Raw genomic sequence first — 17275 nt, forward strand, 5'->3', positions numbered from 1 at the left:
ACTTGGGTTATAAAAAAGGATGAATACCATGACATGGGAATACAGTCAAAGCACGGGGGAGTTAAAACATAATGGTCAACTTTTTAAACGAGGATATAGTGGGCATGGTTCGGGAGTAAATAATCCCGAAATGGAGTCAGTAAGTAGACAAGGCCCAATTCCCAGAGGACATTACCGCATCAGTGGAGCACATGATACGATCACTCCAGTCACTATCATTCTTGAGCCTATTCTTGGAACTAATACTTACGGGAGAGATCAGTTCAGGATCCATGGAGGAAGAAGGGATGGTTCACAAACAGCATCAGAAGGTTGCATCATTATAGACGGGGTAAATAATCGTCAACAAATACTCAATAGTGGTGACACTATTCTGGTAGTCAGATAATGAAAATTCTCATCTCTATTTTTTTATTCCTTACTTTTCCAATCTTAGCCGCAACGCCAATAACTTCCGGGAAGTTAACTCAACAAATAAAAGAACGTGGTGCCAAAATAGTTATTGCTGATTTATATAAAGGCGACGAGTCTCAATGGTCATATGTGATAAATAAAATTGGTCAAGGTGAACAAGATTGGTTACAAGTCGCCGCACTGCTAGCACCGGCTAGTGATGCCGATTCTGCTGAATCTCTGGCGACTGCTGCTGCAACGGCCATCCCACACAATCCTTCTGGTGTGCTGGCTATTTTGCAGACCGGGGTCTTGCCACTAAGCCCCGAAAATGTTTGCAGTCTACCTTTCTATAGCATCACTGAGCCAGATTTTAATAAGTACGTCGTTGACTCTATTCAGGCACTTTATAAAGTGTCCAAGAGTAAAGTCTGCATTGATATAATGGTTAATACCATCGGGCAATCAAACGGATTTGTGGAGGATAATTAGTGGCTATTCCAGTTTATATGTTTATGCAAGATGATGGTGGAAACCTTATCAAAGGTGGCGTAGATATTCATGGGCGTGAATACAGCGTGGAAGTATTTGGCCTCCATCATAGTATCCATACCCCCACAGATAATGCTAATGGCAAACTTACTGCTAACAGGCAACACTTACCATTTTTGATTGAAAAGGAAGTCGATTCCTCATCACCTTATCTCTACAAAGCATTAGGAACGGGGAAAATTTTGAAGCAAATAGAGTTGAAATATTATCGAATCAGTAATGCAGGTCAGGAAGTCGAATATTTTAATACCCTACTTGAAAATGCGAGAATAGTTAATCTAATGCCTGTAATGTTAGATATAAAAAATCCGCAAAAGGAAAAATTTAATCACATGGAGGTTGTTGAGATCAGATACGAGAAAATAACCTGGCATTATCTCGACGGTAACATCAAGTACACAGACGAGTGGAAGACTCGCGCTTAAACGCTTAAATTGGATATAATTCATAGCAGACTTGGCAGCTACTAATACATATAACCAGTAACTGCCAGATCTGAGAAATGATATTTACTAAGAGTTAAGATTCGTTATCCTGTTTATCTTCATCTGTGCCCTCTCCTCTATCGCGGACTTTACCCCTTTTAAGCAGCATCATGAAATCCTTGAAAGGGGCGCGCAGCGGGGCAAACTGTGGATGTTTGATATTCTCAATATAGGTCTCGGAGAACAGCTTAAGCCCAACGGCAAAAGAGATATTTTTCTCGCGACCAAACAGATCGTCACGGTTAGCCAGTTTCTCAACGATACCCAAAATCTCATCGTGGTTTTCAGTTTCAAAAGTCAGCGTATCCTTCTCTAATGGCTGACCTTTTTTGTCTGTTAATGGCTCAACAGTAATGCGGTAACGATAACCTGCCATAATACTTACTCCTGTGAAGTGTTAGCTGCTGATGAAGTTTGTGGTGCTGCTGACTGCGCGGCTAGCTCCGCGTCAATGGCCGCAAATTCTGCTTCAATACTTTCGACTGCTTTCAATAATGTGGCGTTAACGCGTTCAACCTGTTGTTGGCTAAGATCACCACGCATCATATTGCCGCGTAATACGCTTTTTAAGCGGTGCATTGTATCGGCGATCCCTTCCGCCAAATTACCTTCACGTTTACGTGTTGCCTGCGCCAAACGAGCAAAAATCATATCGACTGCTGATTGATGTTGAGCCAATTCAGCCTCACCGGCAGAGGTAATTTGATAGCTTTTGCGTCCATTACCAGTAGCAACGGCTTCAAGAAAATCCTGCTCTTCGAGCAACGTTAACGTGGGATAAATCACGCCTGGGCTTGGCACATAAAGGCCGGAAGAGGCTTCTTCAATCGCTTTAATCAATTCATAACCATGGCTAGGTTTCTTAGCGACTAACGCGAGTAATACGCGGCGTAAATCGCCGTGCTCAAACAAACGGTGCAATTTATCACGACCGTGGCCGCCGCGATGTCCATCACCACGACTGCCACGTTCATGGCGCTCTCCCATTTGGTGATGGCGTCCACCACGATGCATTCTGTGATGATGGCCATGTTCATGATGTTCGTCATCAAATGGGCCGTGACCACGCTGCCCGTGGCTGCGAGAACGCAGATTGGTTAATTTTATAAACATAGATGTTGTCCTTTTAGATATATCGATTTATTTAGATATATCTAAAATAGACAAGGTGAAAAGTGTTGGCAAGAAAAAGATCGATTTAGATATATCTTTTTTTCACGCTAAATTGCAGGCATAAAAAAAGCGCTGTGTTAACAGCGCTTTATTATTTTAATAAGCGTTTTTAAGCAGAGGCTCTAGGCGATCATTTAGCGCCAGACAGAACCTTACTCACGATCTCTACCGCTTCTTTCTCGATTTTTTCGCGATGCTCAGCCCCAAGGAAGCTCTCACAGTAGATCTTGTAGGCTTCTTCGGTTCCTGATGGACGAGCGGCAAACCAGCCGTTTTTAGTCATCACTTTCAGGCCGCCGATCGACGCGCCGTTGCCCGGTGCATTAGTCAAACGTGCAGTGATCGGGTCGCCGGCTAGAGTATCAGCGGTGACTTGTTCAGGAGACAACTTAGACAATGCCGCTTTCTGCGCATGCGTTGCCGGAGCCTGAATGCGGTTGTAGCTTGGTGCACCAAAGCGTGCTGCCAGTTCATCGTAATGCTCTTGCGGGTTTTTACCCGTTACTGCGGTAATTTCTGCCGCCAGCAAGCACATGATGATACCGTCTTTGTCAGTTGACCAAGGCGTGCCATCAAAGCGCAGGAAGGATGCCCCCGCGCTCTCTTCTCCGCCAAAACCAAAGCTGCCATCGAACAAACCATCAACAAACCATTTGAAACCAACCGGCACTTCCACCAGCTTACGGCCCAAATCCTCTACCACACGGTCAATCATCGCGCTAGAAACCAGCGTTTTACCTACCGCAACATCTTTGCCCCATTGCGGGCGATGTTGGAACAGATATTGGATAGCCACCGCTAAATAGTGGTTCGGGTTCATCAAACCTTTCGGAGTAACAATACCGTGGCGGTCATAATCTGGGTCATTAGCGAAAGCTAAATCGAACTTATCACGCAGTGCCAACAGGCCCGCCATCGCAGATTCTGATGAGCAGTCCATACGGATAACGCCATCGTGGTCCAGATGCATAAAGCGGAAAGTTTGATCGAGCGAATCGTTAACCAGCGTTAAATCGAGTTTGTAGTACTCGGCAATACGCTGCCAGTAAGCAATACCTGAACCACCCAGCGGATCAACGCCGAGCTTCAAGCCTGCTTTCTGAATCGCTTTCATATCGACGATTTCGCCCAGGCTTTCAATATAAGGCTGAACTAAATCTTGTTCGATCAGATAACCGCTTTCCCACGCTTTATCCAGCGACTGACGCGCGACACCTTCTAGCTTGGCAGCGAGTAACGCATTAGCACGTTTTTCGATAACGCCGGTCAGGTCAGTATCAGCGGGTCCACCGTTGGTCGGATTATATTTAATCCCCCCATCTTCCGGCGGATTGTGTGATGGCGTAATCACGATGCCATCAGCTAATGCGCCACCTTGACGGTTATGCGTCAGGATCGCATGAGAAACAGCCGGCGTCGGTGTAAAACCATTGTCCTGCTGCACAATGACATTGACGCCATTGGCAGTCAGTACTTCCACCACAGAAATAAACGCAGGCTCAGACAGCGCATGCGTGTCTTTACCTACGTAGCAAGGCCCGGTTGTGCCCTGCTCTTTGCGCACTTCAGCAATCGCCTGAGCAATGGCTAAAATGTGGTTCTCATTGAAGCTGTGACGCCCGGCGCTACCACGGTGACCAGATGTCCCGAATTTAACGGCATGCGCGGTATTACTTGGGTCGGGTTGCAGCACATAATATTGCGATGTCAGCTGTGCAATATTGATCAAATCGCTTTGCTGGGCGGGTTGCCCTGCACGAGGATGATTAGCCACTGGCACTTCTCCTGAACCCCGTTCAACCACAGCTCACGACTCTGCGTAAGCTGTAGGCGTGAACAGGCATTTGATGAAATGAAATTAAATGGTTCCGCAAACTTTATCGGTCAATTCAACAGGGAACTGCATCGATTGCATGATGTGTTCGATCATGCTGCGTTTGCGACCTGTGTTGGTATTGGTAATCACCCAATATGGCGTACCTGGAACATGTTTAGGTTTGGTGTGAATACCGTTTTGCAGCAGTGTTTGTTGATCGCCAGCAAAATAGGTGCGTGTGCGGCCATGCAAAGACTCGGTCGCCACAGCAAATTCTTTAGGATTAAGGCAATACAAGGTCGACAGAACTAACATAAAACGGTTTACCGCTTTGGTTTGCTCTGCATAATCATCAGACAGCATTAATTCACGAAGAGCTCGAACGCGGTCGCGCTGGGTATTCGCCGCGCTCACCGGTTTTAGCTGTGTGTCAGTGCTGACAACTGGCGCAGATGACTGCACCTCTTGACCAGCAGAAAATTTCAACATGCGGCGCAGAATGTCTGATGCGCTTTCACCGATATGCTGCGTATGGCTGGCAATATAACGATAAAGTTCTTCGTCAACCTCAATAGTTTTCATCTTTATCCAGTACTGTTTCTACGTAATTCATTCAAAGGATTATACAAAGTAAAACGCACAAGCGAACAGATGAATTGCCTTAACAGCATAAAAAGCAGATTAACCCTACTTTGCCGTCTTAGGCTTTATCCTCGCGTGCGTATTACCTAATCCCATTCAGGCTATGACAGAAATTTTTCCGCAACTCATGATAACCTAATGAGATTGTTTACCTATATATAAATGTCTGGGTGAAGTTCACCATGAAATTACATTTTCGTCTGCAAAAAAATGAGTCTCCAACGCCTTCTACACTGCCAATTGTGCTGATCCATGGTCTTTTTGGCACACTCGACAACTTAGGCGTTCTCGCACGTGATTTGAAACAGCATCATGACGTGTTGCAAGTTGACCTGCGCAATCATGGACATTCAGAACGTTCAACCGACATGTCGTATGCTGCCATGGCGCAAGATCTTTTGGAAACAATGGATACCGCTGGCATCGATAAAGCCTTAGTCATGGGACACTCGATGGGCGGCAAGGCAGCAATGGCACTAACAGCTCTCGCGCCAGATCGGGTTGAAAAATTGGTCGTCATTGATATCGCGCCGGTGGCATATGCTGAACGCCGACATGATAATATTTTCAGCGCAATAAACGCAGTGACCGACGCCGGTATCCGCGATCGCCAATCGGCAGCAGCTTGTATGCGCGACATTATTCCGGAAGAAGGCGTGATTCAGTTTCTATTAAAATCCTTCCAGCAAGGCGAATGGTTATTCAATGTGCCGGTGTTGATGGCTGAATACAGCAATATTATCGGCTGGAAAGAACTGCCCGCCTGGCCACATCCGGCGCTGTTTATTCGCGGGGGATTATCGCCTTATGTGCAAGAGCAATATCGTGATGCCATTGCCAGCCAGTTCCCAGCTTCACGAGCCCATGTTGTCGCAGGCGCCAGTCATTGGGTACATGCAGAAAAACCAGAGGCGGTTTTACGTGCGATTCATCGCTTCATTGATGTCGATTAAACGTACAGCCATTGTTCTCATCGCTTCACTGTGGTTTGAACGCTCAAAAAAGCGGCTAAACATAACAACTTAGCTTGATATCAGCGCAGTTAGACGTTGTGAACGCCAGTGCGGCTAGGGTATGATTGCGCGCTGTAATTTTGCCGCCCCGACGGCTCTTTTGGTATGGGGCGCAGAAGCTAAATTGGTTTAGGGTTTATACCAACGTCATGCCAAGAAGCGGTTAAGCGAAAGCTACCTCGCATCTTGAAAATCGACCGGTATATCAGCCCGAAATGTGTTAACCATCTAATCAACAGTCAGCATGCTGCCTTTTGATATAACTTCCCTAGTTGTACCGCTTACCTATGGCAAAAGAACAACTGGACCGCACGACGATTGATCTGTTTGCTGAGGATCGCCGTCCGGGGCGTCCAAAAACGAATCCGCTTTCCCGTGATGAACAGCTCAGGATTAACAAGCGCAATCAGCTCCGCCGTGACAAAGTTAACGGTTTGCGACGCGTAGAGCTAAAAATTAATGCTGAAGCTGTTGATACACTGAACAAGTTGGCAGAACAGCGAAATATCAGTCGTAGTGAACTTATCGAAGAGTTGCTATTAGCACATCTTAGCGATTTGCATGACTAATTGTTCCACCCGAAAGAGCACACAAAGGCGATAACACTTCCCTTTATTGCCCGATAAAATGCCCTCTTATTAATCGGTGGAATGCGGGCATGTTATCTCCTTGGTGAGTTTGCTATCATCCTCCGCATGTGCCCCTGAAAAAGTAAATGACTTTGCCAGGAACTAATTAAGAACAAGAGGTTGGGTAAACTTATGGCCGTAGTAGGTATCTTCTTTGGGTCCGATACAGGTAACACTGAAAACATCGCTAAAATGATCCAGAAACAATTAGGCAAAGATGTAGTGGAAGTTCACGACATCGCTAAAAGCACTAAGGAAGATCTGGAGAAGTTTGATATTTTGCTGATTGGTATACCGACTTGGTATTACGGTGAAGCGCAGTGTGACTGGGATGACTTCTTCCCTACACTCGAAGAAATTGATTTCGAAGGTAAATTGGTCGCGTTATTTGGCTGTGGCGACCAGGAAGACTATGCGGAATACTTCTGTGATGCGATGGGCACAGTGCGCGATATTATCGAGCCACGCGGCGCCGTCATCGTTGGCCACTGGCCAACCGAAGGTTATCACTATGAAGCCTCAAAAGGTTTGGCCGATGATACTCACTTCATTGGATTAGCTATCGATGAAGACCGCCAGCCAGAATTAACCAACGAACGTGTTGAAGCTTGGGTGAAACAAATCACCGAAGAGTTAAGTTTATCTGAAATTATCGGCTGATAAGCACAGCATAAACTGATTTACCCCTTAACATTTAAGGGGTAAAAACTATTACTGCAATTAACAATTTAACAGCAACAAAATTGTGACTTTTCCACGTATCAAGGTACACTTAGTACATCTGTTTTATCGAGTAAGTCAGTTCGGCCACCAGCATGTCTGACGTAAACGATCGTTTTTAACAGCCCACCGTTTTGCTATAGCTCGACAATCCTATAACAAAACGTTAATTTTTGTGCCAACCGATGCCAAAGGCTTTTGCCTCAACTTGATTAGCATAGTGACAGGACTGAATCCGCATGACTGACAACAACACCGCACTGAAGAAAGCCGGCCTAAAAGTCACGCTTCCACGACTGAAAATTCTGGAAGTGCTGCAAGCTCCAGCTGGTCACCACGTCAGCGCGGAAGATCTTTATAAAGAACTTATTGATATGGGCGAAGAAATTGGCCTGGCAACGGTTTACCGCGTGCTGAACCAATTCGACGACGCTGGTATCGTGACTCGCCACAATTTCGAAGGTGGTAAGTCTGTATTTGAATTGACCCAGCAACATCATCACGATCACTTGATCTGCTTAGATTGTGGCCGCGTTATTGAGTTCAGAGACGAGTATATTGAAGCTCGCCAACGCGAAATTGCCAAGAAACATGGAATTAAGCTGACTAACCATAGTCTTTATCTCTACGGTCACTGTGAACTTGGCGATTGCCGCGAAGACGACACATTGCACGGTGAAGGCTAAATAAGATTTAAGGCAAAGTGAGAAAGAAAGTACTCGCCTAATTCTTAACAGATTAACCGCTGAAAAGCGGTTTTTTTATGCCCGTTATTTATTCGTTATTGCCCGCAAAAAAACACAGGCCCGAAATTCGAGGCCTGCGTTTGTGATGATTGAAGCTAAGACCTTCGTTTATTGGATGATGTCCACTCGCTCCTCGCGGCTAAAACGCTTGCCGTCGGCGCTGGCCGAACGCACCCAAACTTCTCCCAGCACCTGAGGACGAACGTTATCGTCATAATGCTGCCACTGTTTACCTGCATCTTGCGAATACTCAATCGCTAAACCTGGCAAAGCAATATTAGCAACCAACTGTTTATCAACAATACGTGCTCCTGGTACTGGCAAACGGTAACCAATCTCCGCTTTATCCATTTTCGGCAATTCACGCTGCCCCATTAAGTTGGCGAAACGCATCCAATCAGTAGCCAACGCCTGGGTATTAACAAAGTGGGTTTTACCGCCAGAGAAGTTTCTGCCTGCTTGGTAATCCAGCTCCCATTCAGCACGGTGCCATGCGCGTTCAGCCAATGGCAACATACGTGGATAAATCATATATTCCATCTGCTGGTCGGTACGCACTGTCTCGCTCCAGGATTGTCCAGAAAGCCCGAAAGCCCCCGGCCAAGGTTTATCGCTCTTGGCTTCAAAAGCGTTACCATCACGATCGACCGATGTTTCCGCATTTTGCGGCAGGTTATCAGGGGCGAAGCTAAAGACTTTCGCTTCGTCGCTAAAGCGCGTTCCCCAGTAGTAACCACGCTCTTGCGGGTTCACTTCGTAAGGGTGATCGAAGTAGACATAATCTGGATTGGAGATAGTGACTTCATAGCCTTTATTGGCCCAGTCATTGACGCTATCGAAACCGCCCCAGTACAGCGCATCCCAGAAGTTCACTCCAACGCGCTTAGTGGCAAATGCCTTAGAGTCTTTTGCATCTTTCAGACCATCTTGCCAGGCCTGCATCTTCTCAATGCCGTGATCGTTGACCATTTTGCTCACTTCGATAGCAAAATGGCTGGCAAGGTGCTCAACATCTTCAACCTTACCGGATGTCACTAGCGCCTGACAAACTTGCGATTTCGCCCACGGCTTATCTTGCTTGCTTAGGTCAATGATTCCTTTACCCGCTTCTGGATTACCATGACTGTCTTGGAAACCTGCGCCCAGATAAATGTTTTTTGCTTCGTCACCGCCAAAATGCCAAGTTTTCAGCGGCTGCCCTGCTTCTTTATGCATCGCAGCAATTTCACCAATCACTTTATTCACAAAGCGTTTGGAGGAATCTAAACAAGGGTTCAAATAGCTATGGCGATCGTAAAACTGTACTGAGGTGGTAGTAGAATCATCGGTTGGGTCTAACAGGCGGAATTCGTTAGCTTCTTGCTCTTTGCCTGCGCTATGCAATTTGCGATAACGCGCCTCCATCGACATCACCGCGGCACGGGCATGTGCCGGGACATCGATTTCAGGGATCACTTCGACTTCTCGCGCCTGCGCGTATTTCACAATCTCGATGTAATCCGCTTTGGTGAAGTAGCCACTGCCATCGTTATTGCTGCTCGGGCCTGAACCTAATTGCGGCAGTAGGCATGTCGATTCGGTCAAATCATGACAACGCTGGCTACCCACTTCGGTCAACTCTGGCAGACCAGGAATTTCAATACGCCAGCCTTCGTCATCACTTAAATGGAAATGGAATTTATTTAATTTATAGGCCGACATTTGATCAATTAAACGCAGCACCGCCTGCTTACTATGGAAGTTACGTCCCACATCAAGGAACATACCGCGATACTCAAAGCGCGGGGCATCTTTTGCATCCAACTGGGCGATAGTTTTCGTGCCATCAGCCGGGATCAGCGACAAAATCGATTGCAAGCCATAGAAAACCCCCGCCCGATCAAATCCGCTGACTGTCGCCTCTTTATCAGTAATGTTCAACTGGTAAGCGCCTGGTTTTGCCATCACGCCGTCAAATTTCTGCTTATCCACCGCCGTCTTGATAGGATAACCCTTGGTATTTTCGGCAATCCCCAGCAAGGCAAAGCGTTGACTCACTGCATCGGCCGCTGCTTTATTCAACGCATCAAGATGTAAAGCAACACCTTGGCTCAGGTTAACGTCTTGTGGATGGATATTGACCTCAAGTGGCGTTGGGATAATGTGTCCACGCAGACTGCTCGCTGGCATCACCACCAGCGCTTCATTCTTGGTAAAACGCGTCGACGGCGTCATCAGAATGTTATTATCAGCATCCGTACGTTTCCATTGTTCGCCCTTGAATGGGGTAATAAACTGGTGCAAATTTTCGGTGTCGGTATTGGCTAACACTTTTGGCTGAGCGTTGCCCGACGTCGCATACCAACGTGGCATTAAGTCGGTTTCAAACAGTTGCCAATATTCGCCAATAATCGGCAAGGTGACCGACTGATTAGCTGGAAATCCTTTAAATTTATCGGTGGGTTCTAGCTTATGCAGATCGCCGGTGATCGGCGTAATATGGAATTGATCGTTATCGACTTGCAAGATACGGCGAATACTATGGAAATAGATTGCCCAATCAGAACCGGTGATCTCATCACCGCTATTCGCCAGGGTAATAGTAGCGGTATTACAGGCCGCCCAATCAGCGCCTAATACTGCACAATCTTTGCCATGCTCCCCTGCCCGATTATCCACGACTTTATAATTCACCTTGAGCTGGCTTAATTTATCCACTAATCCTTGGTCAGCCAGACTGCTTTGCATGCCGCCGATAATGCCAGCCATTGCCACTACTGTTGCTTTTAACGTAGATATTTTCATCTGCAACCTCGTCCTTAATTCGTAGTTTTCTGTGTATTGTTGGCTTTAATTTCCTGCCATATTTTGCCGCAATCTTCGGCATAAACTTGTCCATCGCCGGTCTGACGGGCGGTCAAACAGCGTTGATAATCTAAAACACGCACCGTTTCCTGTTGGGCAAATTGTTGGTGTGCCCTTTCTTGTTTGAGCACGTCAAGCACCGCCTGACACGCAGCGAGTTTATCGGTAGAACCTTCCGCCGTATTAATGCAGGCGCTATATGCCTGGCGTAATTTGGTCTGTTGTTGAGAAGACTGCTGCTCAGAGGATTGCACGCAACCTGCCAGTAGGAGGCTGATACCAATCAAAACGCATTGCTTTTTCATTTCCCTATCCTTAGAAAATAGTGAATGGAGCGATAACCATGAATTTCACATCTTTTTCATCCTGGAAGATATTGCCGTATCCTCCTCCCCAGCTCGGAATATCAGAATGGTTGTCGTATTGGGTGTAATGAAGTTTGAACAAGGTGCCTTTAGCGCGACCTTCTTGAATGGTATACAACGCATCCAGACTCCAGGCGCTTTCTTTCAGGCGCTGGTTCTGGTCATAGATTGGATTAGTACTCGGTTTCGCACCCCAGGCGTATACGTAAGAGCCACCGATAGCAAAACCAGGAAGATCCCATTTACTCAAGTCATATAAGACGCCAGCGTAAAGCGCTTTTTCGCCATTAGCATTAAAGTCCGAGCGGTTATCCCACCACACATCTAAGCGCCCGTTAGAAGATGAATATGTTGGCGTCATACGCTGTAGGAAATAGCCCTGATTGCCTTCGGCTTTGACATAGGTTCCTTCCAAACGCCAGTCAAACTGCCCGGTGGTATAGCCAAAGGTCAGTGCCTGCAACCAGGCGAGACCATCGTAAATACTGTTAGGGTCATTTTTATCGTGGACGCGATCCTGGGTACCATAGAATTGGTAACTGGTAGTCAGCGGATTGCCCAGCACACTCATTTTGTATGAAGATTTAGCAAAATATTGGTCAACGTAATTTCTGGCCTGGCCATAAGCGGCCTCTAGTACCCAATCATTTTTAAAATCGTATTTTGCGCCGACGGAATGCAGGTAAGAAACGCCAGTTTTACGGTCTGCCCGGCGGAAATTATCCATCTGCGTATGCCAAGGTGATTTATATTTATCAGCCCACATATAAGACAGACTTAACTCTCCAGCATCACCAAAATCGTAGCGATAACCGGTTTCTACACCTCGATAAGTACCGGGTAATAAACTCCAATGTGGTGCCAATAAAGTTTGCCCGGAAGGCTGAATATAACCGCCACGCGCCCACCAATTGCCATATTTAAACTTGGCAGCCGCTTTATATAGGCTAACTCCGCTCTTATCCCCGAAATAATCTTCGTCATAGGCGCGATTTTTTGAAGAGAAAGCAATTTCGTTCGGGTGACCGCTATCGTGAGCATCTGCAATTTCTATTGCGGAAAAAGCAGCAATATCAAATCCCAACATATCCCATGCATAACCAGATGAAAAATCGAGATTTAGGTTGGCTGTCGCATGGGAAAGGTTAGTCATGTATTTATTGTAATCAGGGTTATCAAGCACCTTTATGCTGCCATCAGGCTGCTTTTGCTTAATCGTTTTATTGACGTCTTTACGATCGCGTTCACGCTGCCAGTAATAAATCCCTCCTTTTAGCGCCGAATCATCAATAAATCCTTCAGCATGAGCCGCCGAAGTAAACAACAGAGTAGAACCGAGAAGTGTGCCAGCCAGAGAATATAAAACAAATATTGGGAAGTTCCCTTCCCGCAAATCGCAACGCGCCATCATCATAAAATTCCTTTTATATTTCAGTAAAATAACGCTTTCCTTCGCCATCCAATACGAAATCGTGATCCTATATAGATCGGCGAGTAGTATTTTTTTCTATCAGTAAGGTTATTTTTTGCGTCGCGAATTATCAATGCAATTCATTGTCAAATGTTTCAATATATGACAAAAATCACATAAACATGACAATAAGATGATTGTGGGATAAAAATAACATAAAAAATAACGTTAATTTATTTGTTATAAAACAATAAAATAAATTTCCACCATGATACTGAGACTCTCTCTTTATTTTCTATAGATAGAGTCCAACCTGGCAGCGATAAAAAATAGAGTAATTATTTCTCTAAGAGAAATAACTTAATGAGAGGCGTAAAAAAACGCAGACAAGCTGCGTTTAATTAGAGAATATTTTCTAACCGAGCGATTCAACGCAGTTTCTAACTGCATTGAATCGCTTTAAAAAATATTAGAAAGCAGGTTTATTTTCCCAGGTATCACGTAAACCGACGGTGCGGTTAAATACCAACTGAGAAGTGCTAGAGTAAGTACTATCGGCGCAGAAATAACCTTCACGCTCAAACTGCAGGCTAACGCCAGCTTGTGCATTTGCCAGGCTCGGCTCAACATAACCTTTCGCAATCACTAAGGATTCAGGGTTAATTGTGCTGAGGAAATCTTCAGCCTGCGCAGGGTTAGCAACGCTGAACAAACGGTCATACAAGCGGAACTCTGCAGGTTTGCCTTCAGTTGCTGACACCCAGTGAATCACGCCCTTCACCTTACGGCCATCGGCAGGATCTTTACTCAGAGTATCGATATCATAGCTACAGAAGATCGTCGCGACATTCCCTTCAGCATCTTTTTCGATACGTTCAGCTTTGATCACATAAGCATTACGCAGACGAACTTCTTTGCCCAGTACCAAACGCTTGTATTGCTTATTGGCCTCTTCGCGGAAATCAGCCTGATCGATAAAGATCTCGCGAGTGAACGGCACTTCGCGGCTCCCCATCTCTGGTTTGCTCGGATGATTTGGCATCGTCACCAGTTGGATATCATCACCAGTAAAGTTCTCAATGATTACTTTAACCGGGTTGATAACCGCCATCGCACGCGGTGCATTCTCGTTAAGATCATCACGGATACAAGATTCCAGCGCAGCCATTTCAACGTTGTTATCTTGTTTCGTCACGCCGATACGGCGACAGAACTCACGAATAGACGCCGCGGTATAACCACGACGACGCAGGCCAGAAACGGTTGGCATGCGCGGGTCATCCCACCCTTCTACGATTTTCTCGCTGACTAACTGGCTTAACTTACGCTTAGACATAATGGCGTATTCAAGATTCAGACGAGAGAATTCGTACTGGCGTGGATGACATTCAATGCTGATGTTGTCCAGTACCCAGTCATACAAGCGGCGGTTATCCTGGAACTCCAGAGTACACAGCGAGTGGGTAATGCCTTCCAACGCATCAGAAATGCAGTGAGTAAAATCGTACATCGGATAGATGCACCATTTGTTCCCGGTCTGATGGTGTTCAGCAAATTTAATGCGATAGATAACCGGGTCACGCATCACAAAGAATGGCGAGGCCATATCAATTTTGGCACGCAGACAGGCAGCGCCTTCAGCGAATTCACCGTTACGCATTTTGGCAAACAATGCCAGGTTCTCTTCCGGCGTGCGATCGCGGTACGGGCTATTAGTGCCCGGCGCGGTTAAGTTGCCGCGGTATTCACGGATCTGTTCAGGAGACAACTCATCCACATAAGCCAGACCTTTTTCAATCAATTCAACCGCATATTGGTGCAATTGATCAAAATAGTCAGAAGAGTAGTGAATATCACCGCTCCACTCAAAACCAAGCCATTTTACGTCTTGCTGAATAGACTCAACAAATTCGATATCTTCTTTTGCCGGATTAGTATCGTCAAAGCGCAGGTTACACTGGCCTTGATAGTCTTGAGCGATACCAAAATTCAGGCAGATAGATTTTGCATGGCCGATATGTAAATAACCATTTGGCTCTGGCGGGAAGCGCGTCTGTACGCTGCTGTGTTTCCCTGAGGCCAGGTCTTCGTCAATAATCTGACGGATAAAATTGGTTGGGCGGGCTTCTGCCTCACTCATTGTTAATTCCTCTACGCGAACGAATGCTCTCTACAGATAACCTCTTATGTTCCAACAAGCCTCGCTTTGACACAACTATTAACTGATAGAAAATGGCGTTTGCGTGAAATCAGTAAACGATAATTAAAAAAAACGGGAAGAGATTGCTCTCTTCCCGCCGTTATTTTCAAAATTAAACGCTATCAGGCAAGATAAAGCTTATTTGCTTTGAATCTCGAACAACTGAGTTTGCCCGGCAACGACAGAACCGCTGGCAAGAATAGTCAGGCCAGAATAGTCTTCAATGTTGCTAACCACCACTGGGCTAATCATCGAACGCGCATTGGCGTTGAGATATTCCAGATCCAGTTCCAAAATCGGTTGTCCAGCCGTTACCACTGCGCCCTCTTCAACCAGACGAGTGAAGCCTTGTCCGTTGAGTGCCACAGTGTCGATCCCCATGTGTACGACCACTTCGGCACCTGAATCCGTTTCCAGACAGAAAGCATGATTGGTGTTGAAGATTTTAACCACGGTACCGCTGGCCGGTGACACCACCGTTTTATCGGTTGGGCGGATAGCAAGGCCATCGCCTACGGCTTTGCTCGCAAAGGCTTCATCCGGAACAGCCGCCAAATCTACGACATCTCCCGTTACTGGAGAAACCAAAGTTTCTAGTACGGTTTTCGGGCTATTTGGTACCGCCTGTGGTTTTGCATCTGGAACCGCTGCAGCCGCGTTGCTGCTCGCTGCCGGAATCGGACCCGCAGTCATCGCGGTACGCATTGCACCGGCAATAATCTCAGCACGAGTTCCGACGATGATTTGTACACTCTGTTTATTCAAGCGAATCACACCTGATGCGCCCAAGCGTTTAGCCAAAGCATCATTCACCAAGGCAGAGTCTTTCACATTCAGACGTAACCGGGTAATACAAGCATCAATCCCAGTCAGGTTTTCAGAACCGCCAATTGAGCCGATATAACGACGTGCTAATTGGACAGTTTCATCTTCTTTGTTGCCATTAGAGGGTTGTACATCAACGTCATAACCATCGGTTTCATCACCAGCAACTGCCAATTCACGCCCTGGGGTCATCAGGTTGAATTTAGTGATAGTGAAACGGAACACCACATAGTAAATCACGAAGAATACGATGCCCTGTGGGATCAACATATACCAGTGAGTTGCTAACGGGTTACGCGTAGATAACACGAGGTCGACTAAACCGGCGCTGAAACCAAAGCCCGCAATCCAATGCATGCTGGCAGCAATAAACACTGACAAACCGGTCAGAAGCGCATGGATAAAGTACAGGACTGGTGCAACGAACATGAAGGAGAATTCCAACGGTTCGGTGATACCAGTAAAGAAGGAAGCAAAGGCTGCCGCCAACATGATACTGCCGACTTTGGCGCGGTTTTCCGGGCGAGCACATTGATAAATAGCCAATGCTGCACCTGGCAAACCAAACATCATAACCGGGAAGAAGCCAGCTTGGTAACGACCGGTGATACCAACAACAGCTTTGCCTGCGTTGATAGATTCTTGGCCGCCGAGGAAGTTAGGAATGTCATTAATGCCAGCCACATCAAACCAGAATACTGAGTTCAATGCATGGTGCAGGCCAACAGGGATAAGCAAGCGGTTGAAGAACGCATAAATACCTGCGCCAACAGAGCCCATTTGCTGAATATATTCACCGAAAGAAACCAGACCGTTGAAGATAACCGGCCAGACGTACATCATCACGAAGGCAATGACGATCATCACAAAAGAGGTCAGAATCGGTACCAAACGGCGGCCGCTAAAGAACGACAGCGCTTTTGGCAATTCAACCTTACTGAAGCGGTTATAGAGTTCAGCAGAGATAATACCGGTCAGGATACCAACGAACTGGTTGTTAATCTTACCGAAAGCGGCAGGAACCTGGTCAACAGGGATTTTCTGAATCATTGCCACGGCAGCTGGCGAACACAGCGTGGTTAATACCAGAAACCCAACAAAGCCGGTCAGCGCTGCGGCACCGTCTTTGTCTTTCGACATGCCGTAAGCTACACCGATAGCAAACAATACCGACATGTTATCGATAATTGCCGAACCGGATTTAATAAACAGCGCGGCTAATGCGTTGCTGCTACCCCAGCCAGTCGGGTCAATCCAGTACCCAACCCCCATTAAGATTGCTGCTGCCGGTAGTGTTGCAACCGGCACCATCAAGGCCCGGCCTATCTTTTGCAAATAACTGAGCATTTTCACTTCCCCCATTCGCCCCGAGACGAATCACCAAGTAATTTAATTAGTATGTTTATTGCCGTTATTTTACCAATCCAAACTCATTCACAGCTTGTGGTGCTGGTTGTCGTT

16 protein-coding genes are annotated in these 17275 nt (G+C 46.4%); 7 read left to right on the forward strand and 9 right to left on the reverse strand.

What is annotated here, in order from left to right:
- The first annotated feature begins 28 nt into the window (after positions 1-28).
- The 3 genes from ACL9RG_RS14225 to ACL9RG_RS14235 are packed head-to-tail and all read left to right on the forward strand — an operon-like array spanning position 29 to position 1370.
- A complete protein-coding gene (locus ACL9RG_RS14225) occupies positions 29-388 on the forward strand; it encodes a tlde1 domain-containing protein (protein ID WP_422793280.1) in 360 nt (119 codons plus the stop codon).
- Positions 388-885, forward strand: a complete 498-nt coding sequence (locus ACL9RG_RS14230) for a hypothetical protein (RefSeq protein ID WP_422793281.1) — start codon at positions 388-390, stop codon at positions 883-885. Before ACL9RG_RS14225 ends, ACL9RG_RS14230 begins: the two co-directional genes overlap by 1 nt.
- Positions 885-1370, forward strand: a complete 486-nt coding sequence (locus ACL9RG_RS14235) for an Hcp family type VI secretion system effector (protein ID WP_422793282.1) — start codon at positions 885-887, stop codon at positions 1368-1370. The genes ACL9RG_RS14230 and ACL9RG_RS14235 overlap by 1 nt, the downstream gene beginning before the upstream one ends.
- A gap of 94 nt (positions 1371-1464) precedes the next feature.
- Here the strand turns inward: ACL9RG_RS14235 and ACL9RG_RS14240 are convergent, their stop codons facing one another.
- The 4 genes from ACL9RG_RS14240 to seqA form a co-directional block, all read right to left on the reverse strand.
- Positions 1465-1806, reverse strand: a complete 342-nt coding sequence (locus ACL9RG_RS14240; RefSeq protein ID WP_422793283.1) for a DUF3861 domain-containing protein — start codon at positions 1804-1806, stop codon at positions 1465-1467.
- A 5-nt stretch (positions 1807-1811) separates the two neighbouring features.
- Entirely contained in the window at positions 1812-2543 is a 732-nt protein-coding gene (locus ACL9RG_RS14245) for a PadR family transcriptional regulator (RefSeq protein WP_422793284.1), read from the reverse strand.
- Between the two features lie 190 nt (positions 2544-2733).
- Positions 2734-4377: a phosphoglucomutase (alpha-D-glucose-1,6-bisphosphate-dependent) gene (pgm, locus tag ACL9RG_RS14250; RefSeq protein WP_422793285.1), complete on the reverse strand. Its 1644-nt coding sequence runs from the start codon at positions 4375-4377 to the stop codon at positions 2734-2736.
- 84 nt (positions 4378-4461) lie between these two features.
- Positions 4462-5001, reverse strand: coding sequence for a replication initiation negative regulator SeqA (gene seqA, locus ACL9RG_RS14255; RefSeq protein ID WP_422793286.1), 540 nt, complete (start codon positions 4999-5001; stop codon positions 4462-4464).
- 242 nt (positions 5002-5243) lie between these two features.
- Between seqA and ybfF the strand changes: the two genes are divergently transcribed.
- From ybfF to fur, 4 genes are all read left to right on the forward strand, one after another.
- Complete coding sequence (gene ybfF / locus ACL9RG_RS14260; RefSeq protein ID WP_422793287.1) at positions 5244-6014, forward strand: esterase; 771 nt, start codon at positions 5244-5246, stop codon at positions 6012-6014.
- 347 nt (positions 6015-6361) lie between these two features.
- A complete protein-coding gene (gene ybfE / locus ACL9RG_RS14265) occupies positions 6362-6643 on the forward strand; it encodes a LexA regulated protein (protein ID WP_422793288.1) in 282 nt (93 codons plus the stop codon).
- A gap of 192 nt (positions 6644-6835) precedes the next feature.
- Entirely contained in the window at positions 6836-7363 is a 528-nt protein-coding gene (fldA, locus tag ACL9RG_RS14270) for a flavodoxin FldA (RefSeq protein WP_422793289.1), read from the forward strand.
- Positions 7364-7662: 299 nt separating this feature from the next.
- Positions 7663-8109: a ferric iron uptake transcriptional regulator gene (gene fur / locus ACL9RG_RS14275; RefSeq protein WP_422793290.1), complete on the forward strand. Its 447-nt coding sequence runs from the start codon at positions 7663-7665 to the stop codon at positions 8107-8109.
- 168 nt (positions 8110-8277) lie between these two features.
- Here fur and ACL9RG_RS14280 read toward each other — a convergent pair whose 3' ends face one another.
- The 5 genes from ACL9RG_RS14280 to nagE form a co-directional block, all read right to left on the reverse strand.
- Complete coding sequence (locus ACL9RG_RS14280; protein ID WP_422793420.1) at positions 8278-10917, reverse strand: family 20 glycosylhydrolase; 2640 nt, start codon at positions 10915-10917, stop codon at positions 8278-8280.
- A gap of 50 nt (positions 10918-10967) precedes the next feature.
- Positions 10968-11318: a ChiQ/YbfN family lipoprotein gene (gene chiQ / locus ACL9RG_RS14285; RefSeq protein WP_422793291.1), complete on the reverse strand. Its 351-nt coding sequence runs from the start codon at positions 11316-11318 to the stop codon at positions 10968-10970.
- A gap of 10 nt (positions 11319-11328) precedes the next feature.
- The gene (gene chiP, locus ACL9RG_RS14290; RefSeq protein ID WP_422793421.1) at positions 11329-12786 is read right to left on the reverse strand and encodes a chitoporin ChiP; all 1458 of its coding nucleotides are present in this window, start codon (positions 12784-12786) and stop codon (positions 11329-11331) included.
- A 472-nt stretch (positions 12787-13258) separates the two neighbouring features.
- Complete coding sequence (glnS, locus tag ACL9RG_RS14295; protein ID WP_422793292.1) at positions 13259-14929, reverse strand: glutamine--tRNA ligase; 1671 nt, start codon at positions 14927-14929, stop codon at positions 13259-13261.
- A gap of 198 nt (positions 14930-15127) precedes the next feature.
- Positions 15128-17167: an N-acetylglucosamine-specific PTS transporter subunit IIBC gene (gene nagE, locus ACL9RG_RS14300; RefSeq protein ID WP_422793293.1), complete on the reverse strand. Its 2040-nt coding sequence runs from the start codon at positions 17165-17167 to the stop codon at positions 15128-15130.
- Between the last annotated feature and the right edge of the window lie 108 nt (positions 17168-17275).

Origin of the sequence: Rouxiella sp. Mn2063, from assembly GCF_049319665.1 — a bacterium.
Taxonomy (GTDB): Bacteria; Pseudomonadota; Gammaproteobacteria; order Enterobacterales; family Enterobacteriaceae; genus JBMOUD01.

Excerpts from the sequence above, each read along its gene's own strand:
- ybfF (WP_422793287.1), top strand. The coding sequence starts at position 5,244 with ATGAAATTACATTTTCGTCTGCAAAAAAATGAGTCTCCAACGCCTTCT.
- seqA (WP_422793286.1), bottom strand. The coding sequence starts at position 5,001 with ATGAAAACTATTGAGGTTGACGAAGAACTTTATCGTTATATTGCCAGC.
- glnS (WP_422793292.1), bottom strand. The coding sequence starts at position 14,929 with ATGAGTGAGGCAGAAGCCCGCCCAACCAATTTTATCCGTCAGATTATT.
- ACL9RG_RS14240 (WP_422793283.1), bottom strand. The coding sequence starts at position 1,806 with ATGGCAGGTTATCGTTACCGCATTACTGTTGAGCCATTAACAGACAAA.
- ACL9RG_RS14245 (WP_422793284.1), bottom strand. The coding sequence starts at position 2,543 with ATGTTTATAAAATTAACCAATCTGCGTTCTCGCAGCCACGGGCAGCGT.
- ACL9RG_RS14280 (WP_422793420.1), bottom strand. The coding sequence starts at position 10,917 with ATGGCTGGCATTATCGGCGGCATGCAAAGCAGTCTGGCTGACCAAGGA.
- ybfE (WP_422793288.1), top strand. The coding sequence starts at position 6,362 with ATGGCAAAAGAACAACTGGACCGCACGACGATTGATCTGTTTGCTGAG.
- fldA (WP_422793289.1), top strand. The coding sequence starts at position 6,836 with ATGGCCGTAGTAGGTATCTTCTTTGGGTCCGATACAGGTAACACTGAA.
- chiP (WP_422793421.1), bottom strand. The coding sequence starts at position 12,786 with ATGGCGCGTTGCGATTTGCGGGAAGGGAACTTCCCAATATTTGTTTTA.
- ACL9RG_RS14225 (WP_422793280.1), top strand. The coding sequence starts at position 29 with ATGACATGGGAATACAGTCAAAGCACGGGGGAGTTAAAACATAATGGT.
- ACL9RG_RS14230 (WP_422793281.1), top strand. The coding sequence starts at position 388 with ATGAAAATTCTCATCTCTATTTTTTTATTCCTTACTTTTCCAATCTTA.
- chiQ (WP_422793291.1), bottom strand. The coding sequence starts at position 11,318 with ATGAAAAAGCAATGCGTTTTGATTGGTATCAGCCTCCTACTGGCAGGT.
- fur (WP_422793290.1), top strand. The coding sequence starts at position 7,663 with ATGACTGACAACAACACCGCACTGAAGAAAGCCGGCCTAAAAGTCACG.